This is a genomic window from Corynebacterium sp. MSK035 (assembly GCF_030232615.1).
Taxonomy (GTDB): Bacteria; Actinomycetota; Actinomycetes; order Mycobacteriales; family Mycobacteriaceae; genus Corynebacterium; species Corynebacterium jeikeium_D.
Map to the genome: position 1 here is coordinate 13,813 of NZ_JASPJP010000004.1, position 26,888 is coordinate 40,700.

The 26,888-nt window shown below is 57.8% G+C and carries 21 protein-coding genes and 1 riboswitch; of the genes, 10 read left to right on the forward strand and 11 right to left on the reverse strand.

What is annotated here, in order from left to right:
• Positions 1-21 precede the first annotated feature (21 nt).
• The gene (locus QP978_RS03825; protein ID WP_016423039.1) at positions 22-1,137 is read left to right on the forward strand and encodes a branched-chain amino acid aminotransferase; all 1,116 of its coding nucleotides are present in this window, start codon (positions 22-24) and stop codon (positions 1,135-1,137) included.
• Between the two features lie 489 nt (positions 1,138-1,626).
• A complete protein-coding gene (locus QP978_RS03830; protein ID WP_070566889.1) occupies positions 1,627-3,504 on the forward strand; it encodes a vWA domain-containing protein in 1,878 nt (625 codons plus the stop codon).
• Between the two features lie 566 nt (positions 3,505-4,070).
• Here QP978_RS03830 and QP978_RS03835 read toward each other — a convergent pair.
• The 4 genes from QP978_RS03835 to QP978_RS03850 all read right to left on the reverse strand — a co-directional run bounded on the left by QP978_RS03835 (position 4,071) and on the right by QP978_RS03850 (position 7,458).
• Positions 4,071-4,943: an adenosylcobinamide-GDP ribazoletransferase gene (locus QP978_RS03835; RefSeq protein WP_049192930.1), complete on the reverse strand. Its 873-nt coding sequence runs from the start codon at positions 4,941-4,943 to the stop codon at positions 4,071-4,073.
• 5 nt (positions 4,944-4,948) lie between these two features.
• The gene (gene cobT / locus QP978_RS03840; protein ID WP_049190512.1) at positions 4,949-5,986 is read right to left on the reverse strand and encodes a nicotinate-nucleotide--dimethylbenzimidazole phosphoribosyltransferase; all 1,038 of its coding nucleotides are present in this window, start codon (positions 5,984-5,986) and stop codon (positions 4,949-4,951) included.
• 102 nt (positions 5,987-6,088) lie between these two features.
• Positions 6,089-6,682, reverse strand: coding sequence for a bifunctional adenosylcobinamide kinase/adenosylcobinamide-phosphate guanylyltransferase (locus QP978_RS03845; protein ID WP_284856859.1), 594 nt, complete (start codon positions 6,680-6,682; stop codon positions 6,089-6,091).
• An 11-nt stretch (positions 6,683-6,693) separates the two neighbouring features.
• Positions 6,694-7,458, reverse strand: a complete 765-nt coding sequence (locus QP978_RS03850; RefSeq protein WP_070605656.1) for a DUF3043 domain-containing protein — start codon at positions 7,456-7,458, stop codon at positions 6,694-6,696.
• Positions 7,459-7,764: 306 nt separating this feature from the next.
• Here QP978_RS03850 and QP978_RS03855 point away from each other — a divergent pair, with 306 nt between their 5' ends.
• Positions 7,765-8,106, forward strand: a complete 342-nt coding sequence (locus QP978_RS03855) for a HesB/IscA family protein (protein ID WP_005512007.1) — start codon at positions 7,765-7,767, stop codon at positions 8,104-8,106.
• 179 nt (positions 8,107-8,285) lie between these two features.
• Here QP978_RS03855 and asnB read toward each other — a convergent pair whose 3' ends face one another.
• Positions 8,286-10,211 (reverse strand): asparagine synthase (glutamine-hydrolyzing), encoded by a 1,926-nt coding sequence (gene asnB / locus QP978_RS03860; RefSeq protein WP_070827786.1) that lies wholly within the window; start codon positions 10,209-10,211, stop codon positions 8,286-8,288.
• A 498-nt stretch (positions 10,212-10,709) separates the two neighbouring features.
• Here asnB and ctaC point away from each other — a divergent pair, with 498 nt between their 5' ends.
• Together ctaC and ctaF are read left to right on the forward strand one after the other, a co-directional pair.
• Entirely contained in the window at positions 10,710-11,885 is a 1,176-nt protein-coding gene (gene ctaC / locus QP978_RS03865; RefSeq protein ID WP_049170235.1) for an aa3-type cytochrome oxidase subunit II, read from the forward strand.
• Positions 11,886-11,920: 35 nt separating this feature from the next.
• Positions 11,921-12,367 carry an aa3-type cytochrome oxidase subunit IV gene (gene ctaF / locus QP978_RS03870; protein WP_070652755.1) on the forward strand — a complete coding sequence of 149 codons (447 nt, stop codon included), beginning with the start codon at positions 11,921-11,923 and terminating at the stop codon, positions 12,365-12,367.
• A gap of 159 nt (positions 12,368-12,526) precedes the next feature.
• On the opposite strand, the gene QP978_RS03875 is transcribed toward ctaF, so the two are convergent.
• The 5 genes from QP978_RS03875 to ctaE form a co-directional block, all read right to left on the reverse strand.
• Entirely contained in the window at positions 12,527-14,254 is a 1,728-nt protein-coding gene (locus QP978_RS03875; protein ID WP_070827218.1) for an ABC-F family ATP-binding cassette domain-containing protein, read from the reverse strand.
• A 166-nt stretch (positions 14,255-14,420) separates the two neighbouring features.
• Complete coding sequence (gene qcrB, locus QP978_RS03880; protein WP_016423029.1) at positions 14,421-16,049, reverse strand: cytochrome bc1 complex cytochrome b subunit; 1,629 nt, start codon at positions 16,047-16,049, stop codon at positions 14,421-14,423.
• Positions 16,046-17,257, reverse strand: a complete 1,212-nt coding sequence (gene qcrA / locus QP978_RS03885) for a cytochrome bc1 complex Rieske iron-sulfur subunit (RefSeq protein ID WP_049170241.1) — start codon at positions 17,255-17,257, stop codon at positions 16,046-16,048. The genes qcrB and qcrA overlap by 4 nt, the downstream gene beginning before the upstream one ends.
• Positions 17,254-18,144 (reverse strand): cytochrome bc1 complex diheme cytochrome c subunit, encoded by an 891-nt coding sequence (gene qcrC / locus QP978_RS03890; RefSeq protein WP_016423027.1) that lies wholly within the window; start codon positions 18,142-18,144, stop codon positions 17,254-17,256. The genes qcrA and qcrC overlap by 4 nt, the downstream gene beginning before the upstream one ends.
• Before the next feature lie 75 nt (positions 18,145-18,219).
• A complete protein-coding gene (gene ctaE / locus QP978_RS03895; RefSeq protein ID WP_088611596.1) occupies positions 18,220-18,834 on the reverse strand; it encodes an aa3-type cytochrome oxidase subunit III in 615 nt (204 codons plus the stop codon).
• A 537-nt stretch (positions 18,835-19,371) separates the two neighbouring features.
• Between ctaE and trpD the strand changes: the two genes are divergently transcribed.
• Positions 19,372-20,439 (forward strand): anthranilate phosphoribosyltransferase, encoded by a 1,068-nt coding sequence (gene trpD, locus QP978_RS03900; RefSeq protein ID WP_049192934.1) that lies wholly within the window; start codon positions 19,372-19,374, stop codon positions 20,437-20,439.
• On the opposite strand, the gene QP978_RS03905 is transcribed toward trpD, so the two are convergent.
• Entirely contained in the window at positions 20,436-22,025 is a 1,590-nt protein-coding gene (locus QP978_RS03905; protein ID WP_284856860.1) for a DEDD exonuclease domain-containing protein, read from the reverse strand. The two genes, trpD and QP978_RS03905, sit on opposite strands and share 4 nt — an antisense overlap.
• A 413-nt stretch (positions 22,026-22,438) precedes the next feature.
• A riboswitch (cyclic di-AMP (ydaO/yuaA leader) is annotated at positions 22,439-22,581 on the forward strand.
• A 14-nt stretch (positions 22,582-22,595) separates the two neighbouring features.
• On the opposite strand from QP978_RS03905, the gene QP978_RS03910 reads away from it, so the two are divergent.
• The 4 genes from QP978_RS03910 to QP978_RS03925 all read left to right on the forward strand — a co-directional run bounded on the left by QP978_RS03910 (position 22,596) and on the right by QP978_RS03925 (position 26,822).
• The gene (locus QP978_RS03910) at positions 22,596-23,174 is read left to right on the forward strand and encodes a C40 family peptidase (RefSeq protein WP_048731217.1); all 579 of its coding nucleotides are present in this window, start codon (positions 22,596-22,598) and stop codon (positions 23,172-23,174) included.
• Between the two features lie 346 nt (positions 23,175-23,520).
• Positions 23,521-24,591, forward strand: a complete 1,071-nt coding sequence (locus tag QP978_RS03915; protein ID WP_350309296.1) for an NlpC/P60 family protein — start codon at positions 23,521-23,523, stop codon at positions 24,589-24,591.
• Between the two features lie 53 nt (positions 24,592-24,644).
• A complete protein-coding gene (locus tag QP978_RS03920; protein WP_070767286.1) occupies positions 24,645-25,799 on the forward strand; it encodes a glycosyltransferase family 4 protein in 1,155 nt (384 codons plus the stop codon).
• A gap of 9 nt (positions 25,800-25,808) precedes the next feature.
• Entirely contained in the window at positions 25,809-26,822 is a 1,014-nt protein-coding gene (locus QP978_RS03925; RefSeq protein ID WP_070595622.1) for an ROK family glucokinase, read from the forward strand.
• Positions 26,823-26,888 lie beyond the last annotated feature (66 nt).

Genomic DNA, 26,888 nt, shown 5'->3' on the forward strand with positions numbered 1-26,888 from the left:
CGACGGTTTAGGATGAAAGACATGTCTGCTTTGGAATTTGCAATCGAACGTAACCCGAATCCACTCTCTGATGCCGAGCGCGAGGAGATTTTGGCCAACCCTGGTTTCGGTAAGCACTTCACCGACCACATGGTCCGAATTGACTGGACTGCAGACAAAGGCTGGCATGGCGCCAAGCTGCAGGCATACGGTTCGATTGAAATGCAGCCGTCTTCTTCGGTCCTGCATTACGGGCAGTCGATTTTTGAGGGACTGAAGGCGTATCGCATGCCGGATGGTTCCATTGTTACTTTCCGCCCGGAGCAGAACGCTCGTCGCTTCCAGCGCTCCGCTGACCGCATTGCAATGCCGCAGCTGCCGGAGGAGACCTTCCTCGAGGCAATCCGCCTGCTGGTTGAAGCCGATGCAGCATGGGTGCCGCCAGCTGGTGGCGAAGAATCCCTGTACCTGCGTCCAATCATGTTCTCCACCGAGAGCACCCTGGGCGTGCACCCGTCGAACTCTTACACCTTCCTGCTCATCGCTTCACCTGCCGGCGCGTACTTCTCCGGTGGCATTAACCCGGTGACCGTGTGGATCTCCCACGAGTACGTGCGTGCCGCGCCGGGCGGCACCGGTGCTGCGAAGTTCGCAGGTAACTATGCAGCTTCGCTGGCGGCTCAGCAGCAGGCAGAGGAAAAGGGCTGCGACCAGGTTGTGTGGCTGGACGCTGTCGAGCGCAAGTACATCGAGGAGATGGGCGGCATGAACCTGGCGTTTATCTACCCGGATGAGAATGCTGACGCTGGTGTTCGGCTGGTGACTCCAGAGCTGTCTGGTTCGCTGCTGCCGGGCATTACTCGGGCATCGCTGCTGCAGGCTGCTCAGGATCTGGGCATGAATGTCGAGGAGCGTCGCATTTCCACCGAGGAATGGAAGAATGATGCCACCTCCGGTGTTATGAGCGAGGCATTCGCCTGCGGTACTGCTGCAGTCATCACCCCGGTCGGTTTTGTGAAGTCCGCTGAGGGCGAGTTCGAGATCAACGGCGGCGAGACCGGTGAGTGGACTATGAAGCTGCGCGAGCGGCTGACCGGTATCCAGCACGGCGAGGTTGAGGATACCCACGGTTGGATTTACAAGCTCGTTGAGGCTTAGTTTCGGCGTAGGTCGGCTAAGAAAAATTTAATAGTGGTTACTAGAATTAGTACTTTCGCAGCCCCTGTTCAGTATTCGCTGTTCAGGGGCTGCGTTTTTGCTTTGCTGGCTCCCCAACGGCTGTGCGATTTTCTCATGGTTCATGAATTGTTCAGGCGGCATTTGTTTAGCCGTTAAAAACACCTCTAGCGTGACCGGGGTCACTGTGAAAAACTACCAACACGATTGATTTTTGTAGTTGGGAAAACAGTTTGAGGCGCTGTGATGGTGGTAGTTCAAGACTTTTTTAAAGATAGTTTTTCGTCAAGTAGTTCAAAGCGCCTAAGGGTAACCATCGTTGTCACTCTGTTGTTGGCTGCGTGGACGATTGGGTTTAGTGCGATTCCGGCTCCGGTGGCGGCAGCCCAAGATTCGCCTTCGCCGTCCGGGGTGGAACAGCCCGCTCCTACGGGCGAAGGGGGTACGGGCGAAGCAAAAGCAGAGCTAATCATGGATCTGTCTGGTTCGATGCTTGCCGACGACGCCGGAGGCACCCGCCTCGATGCGGCAAAGCGCGCATCCACGGAGCTGATTGACTCCCTCCCGGATGATGCGCTGCTTGGCATGCTGGTTTATGGCCAGCGCGAATCCAGTGATGAATCCAACCGCGAACGTGGTTGCCAGGACATCGAGGTGCTGTCGCCTGTCCAAAAGGTCGACAAAGAAGGCCTGAAGAGCAGGATTGCCGGGTTGGAAGCTCAGGGCTATACGCCGATCGGCAATGCACTGCGTAAGGCGGCTGATGAGCTTGGCCCAGACGGTGAGCGGTCAATTATTTTGGTCTCTGACGGTATCGACACCTGCGCGCCGCCACCGGTGTGTGAGGTTGCGAAGGAACTGGCAGGGCAGGGTGTTGGCCTGACGATTCACACAGTGGGCTTCAAGGTCGATGAAGAAGCTCGCGCTGAGCTGGAGTGTGTTGCGCAGGTATCCGGTGGACAGAGCATGACTGCGGACGATGCTACCCAGCTTGCAGACCACATGAAGTTCTTGACTCAGCGGTCAGTGCAGGGCTACGAAACCACGGGTACTCCTTTCGAGTTCTCCGAGACTAAGGAAGGCGCGAAATGGCTCGGCGAGGGCAAGTACCAGACGACGCTGGTGCCAGAGGTTGCCCAGCACGATCGCACCCCGCTCTACTACCGAATCGCAGTGCCGAAGGGACACAACGCGATTGTTACCTCAAAGGTGTTAGCGAATATCGATGCTGAGGGTAAAGGCCAGCAGGATGTCCGAACTGAAGTTGACGAAATCATCAATGAAACTGGCGGAAAATGCCAGGACGACGGTCGTATGGGGTCGCTGACTGGCGCCGAAGCTAGTGCCGATTCGTGGACTCCAACTTCGGCTGATGCAAGCATTCTTGCATGGGATAGTGACCGCATCGAATCCAGTTGCGATCAAACCAAGTGGCTCGTCGCAAATAACGTGTGGGTCTATGACGGTGATTCAGTAGCGGACTATCGTGATGAACCGGTGAAGGTCGAGGTTAGCGTCCAGTTTGAGCCAGTCCTGAAGAAGCAGGATGCTGGCAAGCTAAATGAGGGGCGGTCTTCTTCGACCGGCGACAAAGCCTACAAAAAGGCCACTTTTGGAGAGGCCAAGCCCGTAAACGGTGGCAATAACGCAGCCCAAGCGCCGGAAGTTAAATCTGGGGATACCATCTCTGACACAATCGTGCCCGGTGAACAGAAGTTCTACAAGATCCCTGTCGAGTGGGGTCAGCGACCAGTGATTGCTGCCCGCACTGGAAATTCGGAGCGCGATAATGCCGATTCCATGGGAGTTGCCCTGCTGAATCCGTTCGAGGTTTCCGTTGCGGATGGAACAATGCACTTTTATCAGGATTCCGAGGACCTGAACTTGTCAACAGATCGTCCGGTCGAATACAACAACCGAGAATCTAATGTTGGAGGACGACCTGTAGCCAACGCCGGCTACTACTACGCGACTGTCCGAATGGCTAACTATCGCCCGGATGAAGAGGTCAGTGGCATCGATCAGCCGTTCCAGCTCGCATTCCTCCTGGACAACAAGCCAACTAAGGGGCCTGACTGGCGACCGACTGACAAGAACGGCCCGACTCCATCCGATAAGCCGATTCTGGCCAAGGGAGAGTCGGAACAGGAAACGTCAAAGGACTCGTCAGAAGATGCGTCGAATGAATCTGACTCCTCGGATACGGATTCTCAGGCATCCGCATCCTCGTCGGACATGGAAGATGAGGGCATGAGCCCGTTGGTCATTGGCACCGTTGTAGCAGTGGTCGCCGTGTTTATCGGCATTGCCGGCGCAATCGTCTACCAGAACAAGAAGCGCAAGGAGTAGACAAACCGTAAGATCAGGAAGTTCCTGAGCAGGGGGGGGCAGGGTGGGGAAGGCAGCAAAATTGTGTCCGCTTGGCGTATCGCTGGCGGGCACATTTTTTGCTACTTAGCCGCAAGAACTGACAACTCCAAGAATTATGGGCTGCAGATGTGAAACTGTGTGAGTTTATGACACTTTCAAGCCATTTTTCGGACCATTTTTGACATAAACGCAGTCAGTAACTCGCATTGGCCCGCCGTCGCTAACATAACCGCAGTCACTAGCCCCACTGAACCCAAACCCCACTGAACCCAAACCTGGGAGTGCCACCCCAACAAAGAAAAGCGCGTCCCGTGCATCGCTGCGGCGGGACGCGCTTTTTTAATTAGCTGGGAGGCTAGAAGGTGTGCTCGTTCTTGGCGCCCCGGCAAACGGTCGGCGCAAAATAATTTGGGCGAGCCCCGAAACGAGCCTCCTGTACTCCGCCTTCCCGGCGGTGTGCCCTCAGAATACGTCCGCGTCAAAGCGACCGTCAATAGTTCTTTTTAAAGAAAACCCCAACGGGGGCAATGCGCGCATTTTCCCTGCTAGAACCCTATGGCAAGTGCCACGGCACAGACAGCGCACGCTATCTCAATGACTGCACCAAACACGTCGCCGTTGACTCCGCCAAACCTCTTCACGCAATGCCGCGTCAGCAGCAGTGTAACGCCAAAGCTCAGTGCACAAGCGACTACGCCCACGAGCCCAACCACCCAGCCCGACACAGCGAGCAGCAGTATCCACCAGCAGGTCACCGTGACTGTGGACTGAGTACCGGCAGTCAGAGAGCCGAAGCCGCTGTTCGAAAAAGGCGGAAAGCCGCGCCAGCAGGCAGTCGTTGCTGCCGCGCGAGAGGCTACAAAAGGCAAGCACAGCGCAACCACACCAGGCCACATCTGACCAGCAGACCACTGCGACAGCACACTAGCCACAATCACGGCAAAAGCAGTCGTCGTCGTCAACATCGTCAGCACGATGGAGCCCACGCCCATTGGGCCGGTGCTCGGATCGCGCAGCACCTCCCGCGCCCCCTCCGGCGGCTTATACGAGCCGAGGGCATCCGCCACATCCGCCAGCCCATCCAGGTGCATCGCGCGGGTCAACATCTGTGCCGCCACCATAATCAGGGTGCCGCCGAGGATCGGGGTGACGTCGTAAAGCGTGGGCGTGCCTGACGACGACGTTGCGAACAGCGCCGCCGTGATGAGAACTGCACCCGCGGCAGGAACGAGCCCAGCTACTGGCAGTGCGGCGATGGCGCGACGGCCGGTGATGCGGTCGAACACGCTCGCGCCTTTGAAAGGCAGGATGGTGAGCCAGGACAGGGCAGTGGTGATGGCCTCAGCGACGGCATTGCCGTGAGCAGAGGGATCGCCGTCGAGGTTGTCCTGGCGAGACGGGCCGGCTTTGTCGGACAAGTCGATTAGTCCTTGGTGCTTACGCCTGCGTCGGCGAAAGTAGCCATGTTGCGCAGGACCGATACGCCGGACTTGACCAGCGGTAGGGCAGCGACGGCGCCGGAGCCTTCGCCAAGACGCATCCCGTATTCGAGAAGTGGTTCCTTATCCAGGTGTCGAAGGGCAAGCGCGTGCGCGGGCTCTGCCGACTTGTGGCCGGCGACCCACCAATCGCGGGCGCCCGGAGCGAGCTGGTCAGCCAGCAGAGCAGCGGATGTGACAACCACTCCGTCCAAAATCACAGGAGTGCGACGAACCGCTGCTTGCGCCAAGAACGCGGCCATCACGGTCATATCCGGCGAGGAAATACGACGGAGCACCTCAACCGGGTCATTGCGCAGGCGACGCACGCGGAACATGGCATCGCGTACGGCAGCGACCTTGAGCTTCCACCCCTCGTCATCAATGCCAGTGCCTCGGCCGACGACGACCACCGGTTCGGAGTTGGTCACGGCACCAATCAGCGCCGCGGCTGGAGTGGTGTTTCCGATGCCCAGGTCGCCGGCAATGAGCAGGTCAGCGCCTTCATCAACGGCGGCGTCGGCAATCGCGATGCCCGTGCGGATGGCCTTATCGACCTCCTCCTCGCTCATCGCATCCTCGCGGTCGATAGAACCACAGCTGCGACGGATACGGTATGGCCCTTCGGCATCGTGGTCGAGGGAAATGTCCACACCGGTAACAGTGGCTCCCGCGATGTCAGCGATAGCGTTCACGCCGGCACCCTTTGCCTCGATATTGGCAAGCATCTGAATAGACACCTCGGACGGGTACGCGGACACCCCGCCCTGGGCAACACCGTGGTCACCAGCGAAGACATAAACACGACAATCGTCCAGGTCACGCGGAGGGCATTCTCCCTGACACGCCGAAATCCAAATGCCGAGTTCTTCCAACCGGCCAAGTGAGCCTGCGGGTTTAGTCAACTGCTCATGGCGCGCGCGGGCGGCCTGTTCAGTCTCTTCGTCAGGGCGTGCTACCGGTCCAAAATAATCCGCGTTCATACTCTCAAACGCTACCCGAAAACGATTTGTCTACCGACCATTGGTGCACAGTTATTCGCATTGCTAGGCAGACCGTCATAGGGGAAGCGGCGTGGAGTGAATCTAGTTCGCCGCCTTGACTTCCATGGGGCAGCCAGCCACAACTAGGACAACACGATCACAGACAGCTGCGAGCTGTTGGTTGAGAAGGCCAATTTCATCACGGAAAAGCCGCCCTGAGCGGTGTTCGGGAATGACACCGAAGCCCACTTCGGGCGACACAATGAACAGGTCGGAATCTGCGGGGAAGTTGCGCACGGCGTCGACAAGCGAGTGCGTCCACGGCGAGACGCTGCCCCTCGGCGCCTCCCACAGCCCCTGCACGTCGATGATGTGCGTCAGCCAGGTGCCGACATCGTCCAGCAGCATGCGCCGCTCCGGCGACGCGAGAGCTTCCACCGCATCGACGTCATCAACCGTGTGCCAGGCCACTCCGTGCTCTTGTGCCTGTGCTTGACGACGAATGCGGTGCTCCTCAACCCTGGAGTGAAAATCGCTATCACCGGGCCAGGGCCGTGCTGTTGCGATGTAGTGCAACACCGTTGAGGCTGCAGCATCTGAGGCATCGCCGGTTGAGGCTGCGGCGGTGGCCAGCAGCTCGTGCTCAGCCCATGAGGACTTGCCTGAGCGGGCGCCACCGAGAACCAGAGTGCGCATGGCAGATGAGGCTACTTGATCTCGTCGCCGATGTTGACCTGCGGACGCGGAGTACGCAGACGACGCGGCTGAGAAGCGCGGGAGTAAGCGTAGAAGCCCAGTCCCCAGGCCCCTTCGGTGGTCTTCGGGAAGCGCTCGCGCGTCAGCTTGATGGCACGGCGGCCGATGTAGATGCCCTCGATGATCAGGGCAATGATGAGAACCATAGCGATGAGAGATGCGATGTTGGCCAGCTTCGGCAGGGAAGTGCCAATCATCATAATCAGCAGCAGAATCAGCGCGAACGGGAGGAACACGTTAGCGAGGAAGCGACGGGAATCAACCCAGTCGCGGACAAACTTGCGCTCAGCGCCCTGGTCGCGTGGCAGCATGTAGCGCGGATCGCCGGCGGCCATGCGCTCGTCGGCAATGCGACGCTGCTCACGTCGCTCTGCTCGCTCGCGTGCCTTGGCGGCCTTGAGCTCTTCCTTGGACATGGAAGCCTTGAGCTCCTTGCGGCGCTGGCGAGCTTCCTTAGCGGTCAGCGGCGCCTCGACCGGGCCACGGCGGATGCCGCGTTCGCGCTCAACCTCGTTGCGCTTCGGAGTGGGGCGCCCCTTCTTGGGAGTAAAAGCACCGCTGTGCTTCTTCTCGGGCTGCTGAGACTCCGAAGCGGTGCCCTTGGCCCCGCTGGATGCGGTCGCGTCGGTGGCTACGTCTCCGGCGTTGGTTGCGTCAGCGTTAGCTGCGTCAGCTGCCTTGGACTTTTTGTCATTCTTTTTCCACGGTAGATTCACGACCCCAGATTATAAGGTCTCCAAGGTGCTTCCCTAATTAGGTTGCAGGTTGAGGGTCAGGGGCGGGGCAAGGGCGAGGTTTTGGGGATGACCGCCGCGGGGCAGGCGGGAAGAGTGCGCTTGTGGCGTGGGAAGCCGTGGTGTGGTTGCGATGTGGCGGCAAAAAGACTTTCGATAAAGAGAAAGAAAAAGAGAACCCAGAATTGGGAATTAAAGACTGGCCGGTAAGGTTGTGATAAATAATGACGTAGCCGACCTTGGGGTCGACTCGCATACTTAAACACTTCAACAAGGAGGACACGCGCTATGACTACTGCTCAGAGCACTGGCGTTACCCTGACCGAAGCTGCGGCTGCCAAGGCAAAGGCACTTCTGGACCAAGAAGGTGCCACCGACCTGGCACTGCGTATTTCCGTGGCTCCGGGCGGCTGTGCCGGCCTGCGCTACCAGCTCTACTTCGATGACCGCAGCCTCGACGGCGATGTCGCCGAAGTTTTCGGTGGCGTCAAGCTGGTCGTTGATCGCCAGTCGGTTCCGTACCTGTCCGGTGCCACCATCGACTTTGCTGACACCATTGAACAGCAGGGCTTCACAATCGATAACCCGAATGCCACTGGCTCCTGCGCTTGCGGTGACTCCTTCAACTAAGTCATTAGCTGAGCAGAGCTGTCAGCAGACGCTGTGAAAAGCGTCGGATAGTAAAAAGGCTCGGACCTCACTCTTGTTAACTGAGTGAGGTCCGAGCCTTTTCTATTGGTTGCCCCAGCGATGGTGACAGCCTGCCGGGGCAGGATGGGGCTGAATCGCGGGGACCGTCGTAAAGCGAGCTAGAGCTCGACGGGGTAGTCGCGCTGCTCGATGTCCGGAGTAATGCGGTCTTCGATGAAGATGCCGTGCCAGACCATGAAGGCCAGGATGGTCCAGAGGCGGCGGGAGTGGTCGCGCTCGGTTGGGTGGTGCTCGGCGAGCATCTTGAGCACGGCGTCCTTATTAATGAACTCTTCGGTCTGGGACTCGCGGATGATGTCCTCGGCCCAGCCGTGCAACTCGTCGCCTGCCAGCCAGTGGCGAATCGGCACCGGGAAGCCCAGTTTGCGGCGGTTGAGCACGTGCTCCGGAACAATCTGCTCCATGGCGCGACGCAGTGCGTACTTGGTGGTGCCGTGAGAAACACGCATGTCCACCGGCAGCGTCTGTGCAACGTCGAAGACCACACGGTCGAGGAACGGCACGCGCAGCTCCAGGGAGTTAGCCATGGTGATCTTGTCCGCCTTGACCAGAATGTCGCCACGCAACCAGGTGAACAGATCCAAGTGCTGCATCCGAGTCACCGGGTCCCAGCCTTCAGACTGCGCGTAAATCGGCGCAGTGACATCGCTGTGGTCCCATTCCTTCTTGGCCCACGGCAGCACTTCCTGCAGCTGCTCAAAGTTAAAGGAACGAGCATTGCCGTAGTAGCGCTGTTCCAGCGGAGTAGTGCCTCGCTGCAGGAGCGACTTGCCGCGCATGCCCTCTGGCAGAGCTTCGCCGACCTTAGCCAGACCGCGCAGCAGGGGAGATGGAACCTTGTCGAACGGCTTCAGCGACAGCGGCTCCTTATAAATGGTGTAACCACCAAAGAGCTCGTCTGCGCCCTCACCGGACAGTACGACCTTAACGTGCTTACGAGCCTCTGCGGCCACGAAGTACAGCGGCACCAGTGCAGGGTCAGCTACCGGGTCATCGAGGTACCACATAATCTTCGGAATCGCCCCGGCGAACTCCTCCGGCGAGACGACCTTCACAATGTGCTCGACGCCAATGGCGGCGGCGGACTCGGCAGCCACATCGACCTCTGAGAAGCCCTCGCGCTCGAAGCCAGTGGTAAACGTCAGCAGGTTCGGGTTGTGGCGCTTAGCCAAAGTTGCAATCGCAGTGGAGTCGATACCGCCCGACAGGAACGAGCCCACCGTGACGTCGGCACGCATATGCTTCTCGACGCTGTCCTCCAGCGCACGGGCAATGCGGTCAAAAACGTCCTGCTCAGCGCCCTTAGTGACTGGCTGAATCGGGAAACTAGGCTTGAAGTAGCGGGTCTGCTTAACTTCGCCACCAGGCGTAACGATGGCAGTGCAGCCCGACTCCAGGCGGACGATGTCAGTGTGCAGAGACTCCGGTTCCGGCACGTACTGCAGGTCGACGTAGTGCTCCAGTGCACGCTTATTCAGCTTTTTCGCATCGATGCCCATCTCCGGCGCGGCCTCCAGCAGGGACTTCTTCTCAGAACCGAAAATCGTGCCGCGCTCGGTGGTGGCGTAGTAGAGAGGCTTAATGCCGAACGGATCGCGCGCCAGGAAAAGCTTGCGCTCGACGCTGTCCCAAATAGCAATGCCGAACATGCCGCGCAAGTGCTTTACGACGTCGGCTCCCCAGTGGTGGAACCCAACGACGATAGGTTCGCCATCGCCGGAGGTATTAAAGGCGTAACCTTCCTTCTCCAGCTGCTCGCGAAGTTCGACGAAATTGTAGATTTCGCCGTTGAAGGTCATGGAGTACCGATTCGGCTGATTTTCTGGTCCCCACTGCAGCGGCTGGTGGCTGTGAGCAATATCAATAATGGATAGGCGGTTGAAGCCGAAAACTGCGTCCTCATCGTGCCACGTGCCTGCATCGTCAGGACCGCGGTGCCGCATGCAGGGCAGAGCCCTTTCGACAACGGGAACGAGCTCCGCTGCGTCAGAATTTGCAGTCAGGATTCCGAGAAGACCACACATGCTTCGTGCGCGCACCTTTCAGTTAGTGTCACTTAGTGGATTTTGACGGCTTCGTAGCTAGAGGCTCAGCGCGACTGACTGTCGTCTGAACCGGTGGCCATGAAGAACCGCCGCGTGGCTGAGTAGTTGGGTTGAACCCCAGATTGGCGCCACATAGAAATGCTGCACCTACTTTAATGCCTTTTGGGGAAAAGGGAGAATGTCTTAGCTCGCCGTGTCTGGCCTCGGCGCGGGGTTATGCGGAACGGTGTGGGCGTCAGCTCGTGGCGCAAACACTAAAAAATTCATAGACTTGGGAGCGGCAACAGGGTGTAACTGGTGAGAATGCCACCCCCGATAGGCGGGTCTTTCTCAGTATTTTATTAGGGCAGATATACTCAAAGGCACCCCACAGCCATATTTATTGTGGAGAAAGCTTAAGAATCGACTACTCTGCTTGGGTAGGACGAAACCTTAATCGGTTATCGAAAATTGTGTGGATCAGGAAGGCAGACACACGTGAATCAGCGTAGAAAGTTCGGAGTCGCCCGTAAGCTCGGCGTCCTCGGCGTTGCCGCCGGTAGCGCAGCCTTGCTTGCCGGCTGTGATGTTAATCCTCCGGAGAACGGCTTCTTCAAGCTGCTCCGCTTTGGTTGGCCGGAAGGTGTTACCCCGGAAGCGCAGTCCATGGGTAACTTCTGGGTTTGGACCTGGGTTGCAGCTTGGATTATCGGCATCATTGTTTGGGGTTTCACCTTTTACTCGATGGCAAACTTCACAGCCAAGAAGGCTGAGAAGAAGGGCAAGGGCGAGTTCCCGCGCCAGACTGCATACAACGTTCCGGTTGAGTTGTCTCTGACTATTCTGCCGATTCTGATCGTGATGGCTCTGTTCTTCTTCACCGTTCAGACGCAGGACAAGGTGACTGCCCTGGATAAGGATCCGGAGGTCACTGTCGACGTCACCGGTTTCCAGTGGAACTGGAAGTTCGGTTACGCCAACATTTCCGCTGACCTGATGGGCGGCGAGGAATACAACGGTCGTATTGAGAAGCCGGCTGATGAGCAGTTCTTCACCGAGGGCGGCCACGAGGTTCCGTCCGCTGAGGATCGCGCAAAGCAGAAGGAGTACCCGGTTCACGGTCGCTCCAAGGAGAGCCTCGACTACCTCCACTATGACGAGATTGAGACCCTCGGTACCACCGAAGAGGTTCCGGTCCTCGTTGTTCCGGAAGACACTGCAATCCAGTTCGACCTCGCGTCCGCTGACGTGATTCACTCCTTCTGGGTTCCGGAGTTCCTCTTCAAGCGTGACGTGTTCCCGCACCCGGAGGCCAACAAGTCCAACCGTATCTTCCAGATTGAGAAGATCGACTCGGAGAAGATGGCTAACCGCCCGGAGGACAACCCGAGCGACAAGGTCAAGAACGCATTCGTCGGCCGTTGTGCTGAGATGTGTGGTACTTACCACGCAATGATGAACTTCGAGATTCGTGCTGTCTCCCGCGAGGCATTCACCGAGTACATCAAGTTCCGCCAGGAGAACCCAGAAGCTACTAACGCTGATGCTCTGAAGCACATCGGTGAGCCGGCATTCGCAGTCTCCACTTCGCCGTTCAACTCCGGTCGTGTCGACACCCGCGACATGGGTGACCGTGGTGCTAACACCATTGACCTGAACGCGACCGCCAAGTAAACCCAGCAAGATTCTTACCTAAAGGAAGTTCTCAAATGAAGTCTGCAGCAAAGCTCTTCTACGGACTTACCGTGTTCCTGGGGGTCATGGCTGTCGTCTACATCTTCGGCACTCAGTACCTTCAGGACACCGGTAACGTCATCAACGAAAGCCATGGTCGCCTCGAGTGGGCTGGCGCAACCGGCCTGGTCCTCGCAGCTCTGATGACTCTGATGCTCGGTGGATACTTCCACTTCACTGAGCGCCGCTCCGACATCACCCCGGCTGACTTCGAAGAGGCAGAGATTGCCGACGGTGCAGGTACCCTCGGTTTCTTCTCCGCTAGCTCGATCTGGCCGTTCGTGATGACCATGGGCATCCTGCTCCTGGGCTACGGCATCGCATTCATGGCCTACTGGCTGATTGTCCTTGGCGCGGTAATCCTGATCGTCTCCAGCACCAAACTCAACACTCAGTACATCACTCCGCCGGAGAAGCACTAGTCCGAGTGCAATCAGACTGAACCACAGTCGTAGATAACCGAAAAGTCTCTCCCACTAACAACGGTGTTAGTGGGAGAGACTTTTTTGTTTGGACGAGTTGGGGATCCTAACTGGTGTTACCTCGCCGGTTAGGATCTGTAGTCAATATATGATTCCGCATCAGGCGAATTCGATGGGTTTCTGCCCCTTAGGTAGTTCGATGACCTCACCGTCAGTCACCTGCAGATGACGCGCTTCGAGCGAGTTGATCATGCGGTGATCGTGGGTAATCACAATAATTGTGCCCTCTGCAGATGCGATCGCGTCTTGGACCTGCTCGATCAGATCCACACTCAGGTGGTTCGTAGGCTCGTCGAGCAGCAAGATCTCCGGCGGGTTGGCTACGACCAACGCTAACGCCACCCGGCGCTGCTGGCCGATGGAGAGGCTTCCTACCGGTCGATTGGCATCCTCAGGGCTAAGCAATCCAAAGTCGTCGAGAGGCACGCGGGCATAGGGCGCAAGGTCGTACAACTCACGGGCGGACTTCTTTGGGTTTTCCCAGTCTTGTTCCTGAGCCAGCATGGCTACTCGACAGTTCTCGCCGATACGCACCTCGCCAGCCTGCGTCTCAACTTGCCCCATGATCGTCTTAAACAAAGTAGATTTGCCGGCCCCATTAGGGCCGGTGATCACGACCTTGTCTCCGGGACGAATAGTCAGTGAACCAACCCGAATTCGATCTGGGACGATCACACCGCGCATCTTGATGTGAAAATCTTCATCGCTGCCCGAAGCAGCGCGCTTGGTCGGTAAGGGTGCGGTCAACGGGGCATCAAAGCCCAGTAGTGCCGGTGGACGCTCCACACCTTCCTCAATGAGTTCCTCCAGCCGTTGCTTAGCCGAACGCACGCGGCGGGCGATTTGCCGCTCTACACGACCGCCACGGCGGTCATAAGCCATCTTGTTATTGTCCGTCATTTCCCGACCCGGTGAGACCTCACGAGCGCCATTCTCGATGGTGTCTTCCAACCGATTGCGTTCATGCTCCTCCGAGCGCCACTGGTGCTCCCATAGCTCACGCTGGTGGCGACGGTGCTTCGCGTAGTCGGAGTAATTACCACGGAACAGCCCAATACCAGGGCGCCCCGGCACCAAGTCTCCAATTACAGTACAAACGGCATCCAGGAAGTCGCGGTCATGTGTTGCCACCACAACCACTCCAGGGTGGTTCTGGATGGTGTCAATCACGAGCTGGCGACCGCGTTCATCGAGATGGTTGGTGGGCTCGTCGAGAAGCAAAATCTCTGGCTTTCGAATGAGCGTAATCGCGAGCCCCAGCCGCGCCCGCTGCCCGCCGGAAATCTCCGTGGTTAGTTGCTCTGTCAGGGGAGCGCCGTCCGGAGCAGTACCGGTCAGGCCGAGATGGTCGAGCACAATCTCCGCATTATGCTCGGCGTTCCAGTCATCGTGAGCCATGACGTCCGAGAAGGCCTTCGAATACGCCTTCTCTGCCGCCTCAGACTCATCTGGGGTCTTTGCTAAGGCCATCGCCTCAGCTGCCTCTTCTAACTCCGCTAAACGACGTTTCGAGGGGCCGAGGGCCTCATCGATAAGCATTTGCACCGTGGAGTCGAAAGGCGCTTCCAGCTCCTGAGAGCCGAGGACACGCGTGCCAATATGAGTCACCGTACCGCTCGTGGGCCGACGACGACCAGATAGTAGCCAAAGAAGTGTGGACTTGCCGGCTCCGTTGTCTCCAACCAGACCGAGGACATCGCCGTCGGAAAGCGTGAGCGAGACATCGCGCAGAACAGGCGTGGCCTCGTAGTCGAAATTGACACCGTTGGCGACAAGCTGTGTGGCGTTGTTCGAAAGATCGGTGGTGGGGGAGGGACTGGTAGACATATGTCCATTTTAGTACTGGTAAACAGCAGATTTGGTATCCGACGTATGTTGGGTCAAGGCGAGGTCGGAAGAATCTGGGTAACAAAAACCACCCCGGTCGACATCCGAAGTGGATGCGGACCGGGGTGGTCTTATTTGAGCGCAGTAGAAAACCTACCGCGGAGTTTTACTGCTCGAGCTGGCGACGCTCTTCAGCGTTCTGAGCTTCGAGGTCACGGAACATCTGAGCCTGCTGCTCGTGGTTCTCGTGCTCGATACGAGCTGCCTCTTCGGCGATCTCCGGGGAGTCCGGGCTGAAGAAGCTACCGCGACCCGGGCTACCAGCGGCACCCAGTTCGTTCATGGTCTTCGGGACGTAAGCACCCTGGTACTCGAGCGGAACGGCGTGGCCGTGCTCGTCGACCGGACCCAGTGGCTGGTGGACCTCGATGAAGGAACCATCAGGCAGCTGGTTGATGATGCCCGTCTCGATGCCGTGCTCCAGGACAGCGCGGTCAGAGCGCTGCAGGCCGATGCAGATTCGGTAAGTGACGAAGTAAGCGATCGGAGGCAGGATGATCAGACCGATACGGCCAACCCAGGTCATCACGTTCAGCGAAATCTGGAAGTGGTATGCGATCAGGTCGTTACCACCGGACAGAGTCAGCAGGGTGTAGAAGACCAGAGCCATGGCACCCAGGCCGGAGCGAACCGGCACGTCGCGCGGACGCTGCAGCAGGTTGTGGTGGGCGTTGTCGCCGGTGATCTTCGCCTCGATGAACGGGTAAGCGAAGAGCAGGACAACCAGAACACCACAGAGCAGGGCGACCCAGAAGACTGCCGGGATCGTGTAAGAGCCCAAGTAGAGCTCCCACGGCGGCATGACACGGGCAGCACCGTCAGTCCACAGCATGTAGATATCCGGCTGGGAACCAGCGGAAACCTGCGCCGGGTTGTACGGGCCAAGGTTCCAAATTGCGTTGATCTGGAAGATACCAGCGAATAGCGCCAGGAAGCCGAACGTAATCAGACCGAAGGAAACGGACTTGACTGCGAAGATCGGGAGAATACGAACGCCGACGACGTTGTTCTCGGTACGACCTGCGCCAGGGAACTGGGTGTGCTTCTGGTACCAGACCAGAGCCAGGTGAGCGGCAATCAGACCCAGCAGCAGGGCCGGGAGAATCAGCACGTGTGCAATGTACAGGCGCGGGATAATCATGTCACCCGGGAAGTCGCCGTTGAACATCATCCAGTGCAGCCAGGTGCCGATAATCGGCAGACCGATGATGATTGCGGACATAATACGCAGACCAACACCGGAAAGCAGGTCGTCCGGCAGGGAGTAACCCATGAAGCCCTCTGCCACGGACAGCAGCAGGAGGATGGAACCGATGACCCAGTTAGCCTCACGCGGCTTGCGGAATGCGCCGGTGAAGAAGATGCGGAACATGTGCGCCATGATGGACACGGCGAACAGCAGAGCACCCCAGTGGTGAATCTGGCGAATGAACAGGCCACCGCGAACCTCGAAGGAGATCTGCAGGGCGGTCTCGTAGGCGCGAGACATCTCGACACCGTTGAGCGGCGCGTAGGCACCGTCGTAAATGACCTTCGACATCGACGGGTCGAAGAACAGAGTCAGGTAAACACCCGAGAAGAGCAGGACTACGAAGGAGTAGAGTGCAATCTCGCCCAGCAGGAAGGACCAGTGGGTAGGGAATACCTTATTGAGCTGCTTACGCATGCCGCCAGACAGGGTGTAGCGGTCATCCATATTCTTAGCAGCGGTTGCTAGTTTCGTTGGATTACTCATGACTGACGCTCCCAGAATGCCGGACCGACGGGCTCAATAAAGTTGCCCTCTGCGTACATGTAGCCTTCTTCGTCAACGCTGATCGGCAGCTCTGGAAGAGCGCGAGCAGCTGGACCGAAGACCGGCTTGCCGTAGTGCAGTGCATCGAACTGCGACTGGTGGCATGGGCAGAGAATACGGTTCGTCTGCTGTTCGTACAGAGAAGTCGGGCAACCGATGTGTGTACAAATCTTCGAGTAGGCGAAGTAGTCGCCGTAGTGGAAGTCTTCCTGACCCTTGCGCAGGATTGCCTTTTCAGCGTCCTGGGAACGCAGACGGATCAGCATGACCGAGTTGCGGGAGCCGTGAATCGAGTGCATGTGTGCCTCGTAGACATCAGCATCCTTGGAGTACTTGTCGCCGTCGTTGACGTCCTCCTCCGGAAGAGGGAAGACGGTCTCCATGGAACCTGCGGACAGGTCCTCTGGGCGGAGGCGAACCAGGCGGGAAACGCCCTTAGTGGTGTAGCCGTGTACGCCCTCTTCAGCGATAGCGCCGGTGTCGCGACCCAGGTAAACCTTGTGGCCCTTCTCGACGAGAGTCCAGCCGGTGGTCCACAGGGTGCCGTCACCAGTGACGTCAACGTCGTGGCGTGGCTTCCACGGGTTCTTAATCATGCCGCCAAGCGGAAGGATCATGCCGATACCAGCCAGGACGGCGCCGGTACCAAGGAGGCCCTTGATAGCGGAGCGACGACCCAGGGTGGAGGTCTGCCAAGAATCGTTCAGCAGGGCAACGATGGTCTTCTGGTCGACCTCTTCGGACGGACCATCGTGGCGGCGCTGAACCGAAATCTCTTCCGGAATGAAGCGCTTGGTGAACTTAACTGCACCAATACCCAGGGTGACGATGCAGCCACCGATGGTGATACCCAGCAGCGGGGTGTACATAGTGTACAGCCACAGACCCTCTTCGCCGTGCCCCTTGTAGTGCCACGGGTAGAACAGGTAGATGGCGATGAATGCCAGGCCAAGAATGACCGACAGTGCCAGCCAGATGGTGACACCACGAGCCGCGCGCTTTTCAGCCGGGTCGTTGGCAATCGGGAAGCGTTCCTTGCGGTAAGCAATGGTCACGTCATCGAGTTCAGCACCCAGACGAGCGAGATCCGCATTGCTCATCTTCGACAGCTCTTCGGAGCTGTACTTCTTGTTTTCGTTATTACTCATCGGCGGGATCCAATCCAAAGAGCGGCCGCTACGAGAGCGACAATGCCTACAATCCACATGACAAGGCCCTCAGCAACTGGGCCGATGCCACCAATGCCCCAACCACCCGGGGTCGGAGTTTCCTTGGCGTTCTTGATGTAGGCGATGATGTCCTTCTTCTCGTCAGCAGACAGCTGGCGGTCAGAGAACTTCGGCATATTCTGCGGGCCGGTCAGCATGGCCTGGTAGATTTCCTGCTCATTTGCAGGATCCAGGACCGGTGCGTACTTACCGCTGGACAGTGCGCCGCCACGACCGGTGAAGTTGTGGCAGGATGCACAGTTCAGGCGGAACAGCTCGGAACCGCGAGCAACGTCAGCCTTGTCAAGCTCACCGTTCGGGCCAGCGTTCTTACCGCGTAGCGACTCCATAGCGATGGAGCCGTCCTCGTCGCGGACGATGCCGGCGCCGCCACCATTAGCCTGGACGTAGGCTGCGATAGCCAGCGTCTGCTCTTCGGAGTAACGCGGGGTCTTACGTGCTGCCTGAGCCTCGTTGCGGAGCATCGGCATACGACCGGAGTGAACCTGGAAGTAAACCGAGCCTTCGCCGACGCCGATCAGCGACTTGCCGCGGTCCTTAACGCCCTGAAGGTTGGCGCCGTGGCAAGTAATACAAGCAACGTCGTAAAGCTCCTTGCCCTGCTGAATCATTGCGGCTTCATCCTGCTGAGCAGTAGCCGTCTGTGCATCAGGGGTCAGAGCATTAGCGAGGAAGCCCGCGCCGGTGAGGGCGAGAGCCATAGCCATAATGCCGGAGGCAGTACGGCGCATCTTGCGGCGGCCCTTTGACTTCGGGGCCGCAGCCAAGGATGTGGTGTCCTTGGTTTCGGAGGTAGTGTTTTCCATCTTTTTCCCTTTAAGACTGTTCGTGGAAAGTGGATGGGCTGTAGGCCGTACTAAACAAAGGACGGCCAATACGGCCTACTGGATGAAGTAGATGGTGATGAACAGGCCAATCCACACGACGTCGACGAAGTGCCAGTAGTACGAGACCACGATGGCAGCAGTGGCCTGTGCCGGGGTGAACTTCGCCTTGGAGGTACGGATAAGCACCACAACGAAAGCCAGCACACCCGCGAGGACGTGGGCTGCGTGAAATCCGGTGGTGATGAAGAAGACCGAACCGTAAATGGAGTTCTGAATGGTCAGACCGTGGCTAACCAGGGTGAAGTACTCGTAAGCCTGGCCGACGAGGAAGATTGCACCCAGGGCGGTAGACAGTGCGTACCACTTACGGAGTGCGAAAACGTCGCCACGCTCGGCCGCGAACACGCCCCACTGGGCAGTGAACGAAGACGACACTAGGATCACGGTGATCAATAGTGCGTACGGGACATTGAGGTGGCCGGTACCCCAATCCCACGAATCGCCCTGGCCGTTCGCGCGTGACACGAAGTACATCGCGAACAGACCGGCGAAGAACATTAATTCCTGAGACAGGAACACAATCGTGCCGACACTGACCATATTCGGTCGGTTCAGTGTCGCAGCACGACGTGGTGCTGTCATACCTTGATTTTCAACTGCGCTCGTCACAACTAACAGTATGTACTGTTCTTAAGGAGTAGTCACGTTGCAACCCCCGTTTTTGTATAAAAATTCCTAAAATCCCAGGTCGCGAGGAAAGGTTTCTGAGAATTTCACTAATTTTTCCCCCTGTTGGGAACTTTCCAGTGTCTTTATCCGACGCGGGTGAATTCGAGGGCTTTGTTGTGCCGAGGTGCGCGGTGTCCATCCCCCCTGGACTGCCAGGTTCACTTCCGGCGAACCTGGGTTTGCGATACTGCGGCATCAGCTGTCGGTTAGTTTATCGCAGGTTCGGCTCTATTTAATATCGTATTTTTCCAGTTGCCCCAATGGGGGTGAGATTTTCGGCGAACGCAAAAGGTGGACCTGGTGATGCGCTGGATATATGGGGGAGGTATCTTGTCTTATTACGTACATCACGGTGGGATTTTTCAAAAGCCCTGTGATGTGGTGCACCTGGTGGACCGGATAACCAGTAGTACCTAGGTGCAGTTGTATTAATACTGTACGGGTACAGACTTGACTATCTAGTGGAAGGGAGTGGCGATGAGCGAGATCGGCGATAAGAGGGCGGTCGAGAACTGGCGCCATGTTCTCTCCACGATTGGCGCTGGCCGCGAAGTTTCCGGTGAGGGCATTCGATTCGCCATGGATCAGATCATGTCTGGTGCTTCCGGAGACGTGCAGACCGCAACGTTTGCTTTCGGTCTCCTCGCCAAGGGGATTACGGCTGCCGAGCTCGATGCTGCGGCTGAAGGCATGCTTTCATTTGCCCGCCCAGTTCATGATCCACAGCTCGCCGGTGTTATTGAGCGTGGAGCAGTCGATATCGTCGGCACCGGTGGTGATGGCGCAAATACCGTCAACATCTCCACGATGTCCATGATTGTTATCGCGGCCAGCGGTGTGCCGGTGCTCAAGCACGGTAACCGCGCGGCTTCCTCGAAGTCGGGCGGAGCTGACATGCTGGAGGCCTTTGGCATCGACATTGAGAACGGTCTCGTTACTTCTCCGGAACATCCGGATTTCTACGTGCGCTTCCTCTTTGCCGCTCGCTTTCATCCGGCCATGCGCTTCGCTGGACCGGTGCGTAAGGAGCTAGCGGTTCCGACAGTCTTCAACCTGTTGGGGCCGCTGACGAATCCAGCACGCCCGCAGGCGAGCTTGATTGGCTGTGCCTTCGAAGATCAGATGGAGACGATGGCGGACACCTTCGCCCGCCGTGGTCAGCGCGCGCTGGTGGTTCGCGGAAGCGATGGCCTCGACGAGATTACCGTTACTGGCCCCACCAAGGTCTTTATTGTGGAAAACGGTGGAGTTGCCGAAGATGTCATCGATCCACATGACTATGGCATGGAGTACTCCGAAATTGACGCGCTGCGTGGCGGTGACCCTGCTTACAACGCTGATGTTGCACGTCGCATTTGGGCTGGCGAGCTCGAAGGCCCGATTCGCGATGCAGTCATCCTTAACTCCGCCGCCGCAATCGCCATTTCGCGTGGTCTGAGTGGACGTCCACTAAAGGAAGCTATGGCCGACTCCATTGAAGAGGTCAAGGAAACGCTCCAGTCGGGGCTGTGCTTGGACATCCTTACCGCGGCGATGAAGGGTTAAGGTTCGCGTCGCGCTTCACGACGTGCTTGCTGCGCGTCAATTGCCCACTGAAGGTATTTTCCTGCGCCCAGCCTAGGGTAGGAAAACTCGCCTCCGGTGGGCTTTATTCGTACCTCCGGGCGCTGCAGCCATTTCCAGATAATACTGAGTTCATCAATTGATGCTCCTTTATATAAGGAGTCATCTGGAGTGACTGTTTGGGCCGAACTCTCCATGAGGTCGATGATGTAGTTCATATCCGCGCCACGTGGTGCGGTGCTGGCGCCGGCCAACCTGCCGTAGCGAATTTCCGCTAGATGCCAGCCGCCATTGCCATCGGGGAAAGCGGCTTGCAGAGATGGGATGGCGGCAAGCATGCTCAAACGCTGCTGCTTGTCCAAGCTGATAATGAACTCCGCGGCGCGGTCACGTTGCACTGCCGCGCGTTGGAAGCGGTGTGCTTCGGCAAGTGCTGATATCTCTGCAATCATGTCTGCGATCTCGTCTGCGCCGGTGGTGGAGATCTGAGCGGTTGTTATCGCAAAGTCGTCGTTAAGCGCGGAGAACCTGTCGCGGATGGCAGTAGCGGTGTCGCGCGTGCGGAAAGGACCTAGGCTGCGGGCGTCGGTGACTGCCCGGCTAATCTTGGCAGGCCGACCGGGGCTAGTGGGGACGATGTACCAGCCGCGGGTTGGTTCGGTGCGTTGTCGGTTGTAGGGCGGACGGAGTGCAGAGATCAGACGAGCCTCGCGAATTTCTGCAGCGAAGCCGTGCGGGCACTCGATGATCTCGACGCGTTCGGCTAGAGAGACCATTTCCGTAATCTTGCGACGAGAATCAGTACCGTTGAAATACTGCAGAAGTCTACGTCGCAAATCGAGAGCTGTACCTATATATAAGGGGTCGTCATTTCTTGACCGAAAAACATAGACACCAGGGGTGTGCGGAGCTCCATCGGCAAGGTGCCGTTTAGCACGAACCTCTGGAGCGACGGTGGGCGAGTAGTGCACTAGCTCGGACGCTGTTTGTACTTCATCGCCAGCTAGTCTCTCCACGAGGTAGTGAAGGACGTCGACGGTTGCGATTGCGTCGTCAAGCGCCCGGTGGGTGGGGCGATTCGGAGAACCGACGTACCGTGCGAGCTGTGAGAGCTTGAAACTGCCAACTTGTGAGCGGTCGAGGACGCGACGCGCCAACGTGAGGGTGTCTACGACACTGGGGCTCGGCCAATCTAGGCCCAAATCTGTGCAAGCCTGGCGGAGGAATCCAATATCGAACTTGGCATTATGCGCAACCCAGACGCTTCCCCGGGCAAATTCGAGGAACTGAGTAATAACTGTGCCGAGCTGTGGGGCGGTTTCAACATCGGCGGTAGTGATGCCGGTCAGAGATGTGATGTGGTCGGGGATCTCCATACCGGGGTCGATGAAGCTGGAAAAGGTGCCAATTGTCTTACCGCCACGGGTTTTGATGGCCCCAATTTCAATGATGTGGTCGTTTTTGGCCTTCAATCCGGTCGTTTCCAGGTCTACGACGACAAAGGTGGTGTTGAAAAGAGAATCATCGACGGTGCCTTCGAGAGGGAAGTGCTGTTGTCCTGAATCCACGTCAATAATCCTATGCTGAGCGCTCCTAGTGGTGTTAAAACTGTGAAACTTGAGCAAATTGAGCTGTTGCAAGCTGGAGTGTGACATAAAACACGTTTTGAGCCCGCGATAAAAATGTGTCGACTTTAAGGCATTAAGTGTAAAGTTCTCGGCGGACTTCAAAATGCCAGGTAGTGACACGTTTATCAAACTGTTATTATTCCGCTATAGGGGGAGTGTCTAGTTGTAACAGCTTGGTAACGGTTTAGTTCTATCGATGGTAACAACCGGGCCTCGAGCGGTTTTCTGGGCAAACGGCTAGACAAAACTTGATGCCATTTCGTAACCTTATCGAGACATTGAAACGGGGCCACTGAGTTGGTGCCGGTCATTGATAAGAAAACACAGAGCCTTATCGAAGGTCCTGAGGGTCTAAGTAGTGAGAGCCTCAGGGGATTCGAGCCGGGGACCCACCTCGAACCATGGGGTGAATCCCAAAGGGAAATCCCGGAGGGTAGGAAGTCTTCCATTCTTCCGAACCCGTCAGCTAACCCGGTCGGCTAAACAGGAAGATTTTGGAGTTTCAAAACAATGGGCAAGCACCACCGCCGTTCTAACTTTGCACGCAACGCAGTCGCATTTGGCGCAACTGTCGCCGGCGTTACCGCTCTCGCAGTTCCGACCGCTAACGCTAACCCGCTGAACGACATCCAGGGCGCACTGAACGGCTTCGATACCCCGCAGGTTGCAGGTATGCAGGATGTTGTTGGCAAGTTCAACGACATCGCAGGTGAGGTTACCTCCGGCAGCGTTGCAAACGTTGCAGCACCGTCCACTGGTTCGGCTATCGTCTCCGCTGCACGTTCCAAGATCGGTTCCCCGTATGTGTGGGGCGCTACCGGTCCGAACTCTTTCGACTGCTCCGGTCTGACCTCCTGGGCATACCAGCAGGTCGGTAAGTCGATCCCGCGTACCTCCCAGGCGCAGGCTTCCCAGGGTACCGCGGTCTCCAGCCCGGCACTGGGTGACATCGTTTCCTTCTACTCTGGCGCTACCCACGTCGGCATCTTCTCCGGCAACGGCAACGTGATTCACGCTCCGCAGTCCGGCGATGTCGTCAAGGAAGCTCCGATGAACTACATGCCGGTTCACAACTTCGTCCGCTTCTAATCTGTTTGAACGGATGACAACCTGCGGGGCCTTGATACCCCGCAGAGCCTTGGCTCTCTTTTTACCGAGGGGGCACTGAGGCGAGCGCCCGGGTGCTGACGCTATGCGCGTCGTAAAGCACTATAGGGGCGCTCGCCTCATTTTTTGTTTTTCTACTGCGGTTACGCAATGCGTGGAGTCGAAGGGCTATCCTGGTTACTCCCTTTGGATACCCCTTTGCGCTGGCGGTTTGTCGGTGTGTTGTTCCGCGGCAAGGCTGCTACAATTTGCTCGAATGCGTCAAGTGGTTTGATGTTTTGTTTTTCGGGGAAGAAATTTGAATACACAACTTGAAAAGGGTTTGGATTTGTCGCGTCACCGTGTCTCTCGTCGTCGCCACAACTCTCGTCGCGGTGTAGTCGGGCTTACGGTCGTGACTGGGCTAACCTTTGGCGCCGTAGGTTTGGCGCCGATTGCCTCTGCACAGGATGAACAGCCAGCCCCGGATCTGGCTACTGCAGACGGCATTATTGCAGAGCTGGAGAAGATTTCTCGGGATACCGAAGCGGTTTCTGAGGAAGTTACCGAGCTGGATTCCCAGGTTCAGGCCAAGGAAGAGGAACTCCGGCACGCCGAGGGGGAGCTGAAGCACTCTGAGGATCAGGTTCTCCGAGCACAGGATGACCTCAAGGCGCTCTCTGGTGAGATTTCTTACTTCGCGAAGAAGCGGATGCGTGGTGAAATCGTCGACCCATTGTCGGCCGCCCTGGGATCTGCCAGTGCTCAGGACGCTATCGACCGTGCCGGTTACATCAACAAGATGTTCCGCGACAACGATGAAGTTGTCAGCCGTGCGGTGCAAGCCCGCAAGGATGCCGAGGATGGTAAGGCCAATGCGCTGCGTCTGCAGGACGATATCCGCAAGCAGCTCGATGACCTGGCCAAGCGCCGCGATGATTTGGACAAGCGCAGCGCCGAATTTGATGAGCGCGCCGAGCATGTCAAGTCCATGGTTGAATCGCTGAGCCCCGAACAGCGGGAAATTTGGATTTCCAAGAACAACCCAATTACCGAAGGGTTGGACAAACTGCTCGGATCTTCCGCCGCAGTTGATGCCGCGATGTCGAAGCTGGGTTCCCCGTACTCGTGGGGAGCTGCTGGTCCCTCCGCATTCGACTGCTCCGGCCTGATGTACTGGGCGTACCAGCAGATTGGTAAGTCCATCCCGCGGACCTCGCAGGCACAGCTCGCCGGTGGTACTCCGGTGAGCCGCGACCAGCTGCAGCCGGGCGACATCATCGGTTACTACCCGGGAATCACGCACGTGGGCATGTACATCGGCAATGGTCAGATTGTCCATGCTTCCGACTACGGTATTCCAGTCCAGGTCGTTTCCATCGACCAAGGTGGCCCGTACCAAGGCGCTGTCCGCTTCTAACTAGCGGCAGGTGACCTCGCGTCCTTTTAGTCAAGGTAGATAAACTCGGCTCCATGTCTGCGCGCGTACTGCTCATTACGAATGATTTCCCGCCTCGCGATGGTGGAATCGAGTCCTACCTGCGTGATTTCTGTGCTCGTTTGGCCCCGGAGAACCTCGTAGTCCTCGCGTCCTCGCGAGCCCCCGAAGAAAAGCTCCGCGCCTACGACGAGTCGCTACCGTACCGTGTTTATCGCATGCGTGATTCCGTGCTGCTGCCACTGCCGCACGTAGCTCGTCGCGCCGCTCAGATTATTCGCACCGAACGCATTGACACCGTCTGGTTTGGTGCCGCCGCGCCACTTGGTTTGCTTGCCGACGCATGTCGTCGCGCAGGTGCCACCCGCATCGTTGCTACCACTCACGGACATGAAGTGGGCTGGTCGATGCTGCCATTGGCCCGCCAGATGCTGAGGCGCATTGGTAAGAGCTCCGATGTTGTGACCTATATTTCCCGCTACACCCGTGGTCGATTTGCGGCAGCCTTTGGTCCGCAAACAGCATTTGAACGCCTGCCTTCCGGTGTCGATATCGAGCGATTCTCCCCGGACCCCGAGGCGGGACAGAAGATCCGGCAGCACCACGGAATTGGTGAATCCCAGCCGCTTATCGTCTGTATTTCTCGGCTAGTGCGCCGAAAAGGGCAGGATATGCTGATTCGCAGCATGCCTAAGGTTCTTGAGCAGCACCCGGATGCCAGATTGCTGATCGTGGGTGTTGGTCCGTTGAACCGAGAATTGAAAAAGCTGGCAGTAAAGCTCGGGGTCTCCGAGCAGGTTATTTTTGCCGGAAAGGTCTCTTATGATGACCTCCCCGCTTATTACAATGCGGCCAGCGTCTTCGCCATGCCCGCCCGAACCCGCGGACGTGGCCTCGATGTAGAAGGCCTCGGCATTGTCTACTTGGAAGCACAGGCCTGCGGTGTCCCTGTCATAGCTGGCAAGTCTGGTGGCGCCCCGGAGACAGTTATCGATGGCGAAACTGGCATCGTTGTCGACGGGGCCTCGAAGCGCAGCGTCGCCACCGGGCTGGTTGAGATTTTGGATAATCCGGAGCGCGCGGCGGCGATGGGAGCCTGTGGTCGGGAGCATGTTGTGCAGTCGTGGACCTGGGAGGTCATGGCTGCTCGGGCTCGCCGAATTCTCCGAACCTGCGCAATCCCTTTATAATCAACTGTTATGTCCACCGATATTCCGATTCATCCGAGCTCAGACGAGTCCGACGCCGCTGATCGCCCGGCTATCGGTTTTGATATTGGTGGAACAAACCTGCGCGCTGCAGTGGTCAGCGCTGATGGGCAGGTGCTGTATCGAGTTCAGACTAGTTCTGACGGCAGTGTGGATGCCATTGAACGTGGCATTGTCCAGACATCCGAGCGCTTGGTTGAACGCTTTCCAGATGTCAGCGCCATCGGTTTAGCTGTAGCTGGTTTTTTGGATTCTGACCGCCAGACGGTTCGTTTTGCCCCGCATCTGCCGTGGCGCGATGCGAACGTCGTCAAGCGTTTATCCTTGCTTCTCCCATGTCCGCTGCAGCTTGAGCACGATGCCAACTCGGCCGCCTGGGGTGAGTATCGCTTTGGTGCGGCTCGCGGTGCGGATAATTGGGTGCTGTTTGCGCTGGGTACGGGAATCGGCGGCGCGATGATGCAGGGTGGTGAGATTTACCGTGGCGCGTACGGCACGGCGCCGGAATTCGGCCACCTCACCGTTGTGCCGGATGGTCGTCCTTGCTCCTGCGGAAAGCGTGGTTGCTTGGAGCGTTACTGCTCGGGTACGGCGTTGGTTACCACCGCTCAGGAACTCTCTGAATCCGGTCGCTACTTCTCGCGGCTTACCGACGGGCTCGTGGCCGGCTCGGTAACTGGTACCGATGTCGTCTCGGCTGCTCGCCAGGGGGATGAATTGGCTCTAGCTGCGATTGATGACTTTGCTACCTGGCTGGGGCGTGGCCTGTCGATGGTGGGCGATGTCTTTGATCCGGAATTGATTGTCATCGGTGGCGGTGTTGCCTCGGCGTCTGATCTATACCTGGACAAGGCCAAGGCCGAGTTTGCCCGCAATCTCACCGGCGCTGGCTATCGTCCGGTAGCGGATGTGCGGGTCGCTGAACTAGGTGCGGATGCTGGGTTGATCGGTGCGGCGGATATTGCGCGCAGCGTTGTGGCTGCCGAGGGCGCGGCATCGTCGTAAAGCGTCAATTGGGGGGGGGATTGCAGGGGAATTCGCCCGCGAAAAGGTGGGGGAATGGCTGCGGAG

Bases quoted from the DNA above. Each gene is read 5' to 3' on its own strand.
- QP978_RS03825 (WP_016423039.1), top strand. From the start codon at position 22: ATGTCTGCTTTGGAATTTGCAATCGAACGTAACCCGAATCCACTCTCT.
- QP978_RS03830 (WP_070566889.1), top strand. From the start codon at position 1,627: ATGGATCTGTCTGGTTCGATGCTTGCCGACGACGCCGGAGGCACCCGC.
- cobT (WP_049190512.1), bottom strand. From the start codon at position 5,986: ATGAACGCGGATTATTTTGGACCGGTAGCACGCCCTGACGAAGAGACT.
- QP978_RS03845 (WP_284856859.1), bottom strand. From the start codon at position 6,682: ATGCGCACTCTGGTTCTCGGTGGCGCCCGCTCAGGCAAGTCCTCATGG.
- QP978_RS03855 (WP_005512007.1), top strand. From the start codon at position 7,765: ATGACTACTGCTCAGAGCACTGGCGTTACCCTGACCGAAGCTGCGGCT.
- asnB (WP_070827786.1), bottom strand. From the start codon at position 10,211: ATGTGTGGTCTTCTCGGAATCCTGACTGCAAATTCTGACGCAGCGGAG.
- ctaF (WP_070652755.1), top strand. From the start codon at position 11,921: ATGAAGTCTGCAGCAAAGCTCTTCTACGGACTTACCGTGTTCCTGGGG.
- QP978_RS03875 (WP_070827218.1), bottom strand. From the start codon at position 14,254: ATGTCTACCAGTCCCTCCCCCACCACCGATCTTTCGAACAACGCCACA.
- qcrB (WP_016423029.1), bottom strand. From the start codon at position 16,049: ATGAGTAATCCAACGAAACTAGCAACCGCTGCTAAGAATATGGATGAC.
- qcrA (WP_049170241.1), bottom strand. From the start codon at position 17,257: ATGAGTAATAACGAAAACAAGAAGTACAGCTCCGAAGAGCTGTCGAAG.
- qcrC (WP_016423027.1), bottom strand. From the start codon at position 18,144: ATGGAAAACACTACCTCCGAAACCAAGGACACCACATCCTTGGCTGCG.
- trpD (WP_049192934.1), top strand. From the start codon at position 19,372: ATGAGCGAGATCGGCGATAAGAGGGCGGTCGAGAACTGGCGCCATGTT.
- QP978_RS03910 (WP_048731217.1), top strand. From the start codon at position 22,596: ATGGGCAAGCACCACCGCCGTTCTAACTTTGCACGCAACGCAGTCGCA.
- QP978_RS03920 (WP_070767286.1), top strand. From the start codon at position 24,645: ATGTCTGCGCGCGTACTGCTCATTACGAATGATTTCCCGCCTCGCGAT.
- QP978_RS03925 (WP_070595622.1), top strand. From the start codon at position 25,809: ATGTCCACCGATATTCCGATTCATCCGAGCTCAGACGAGTCCGACGCC.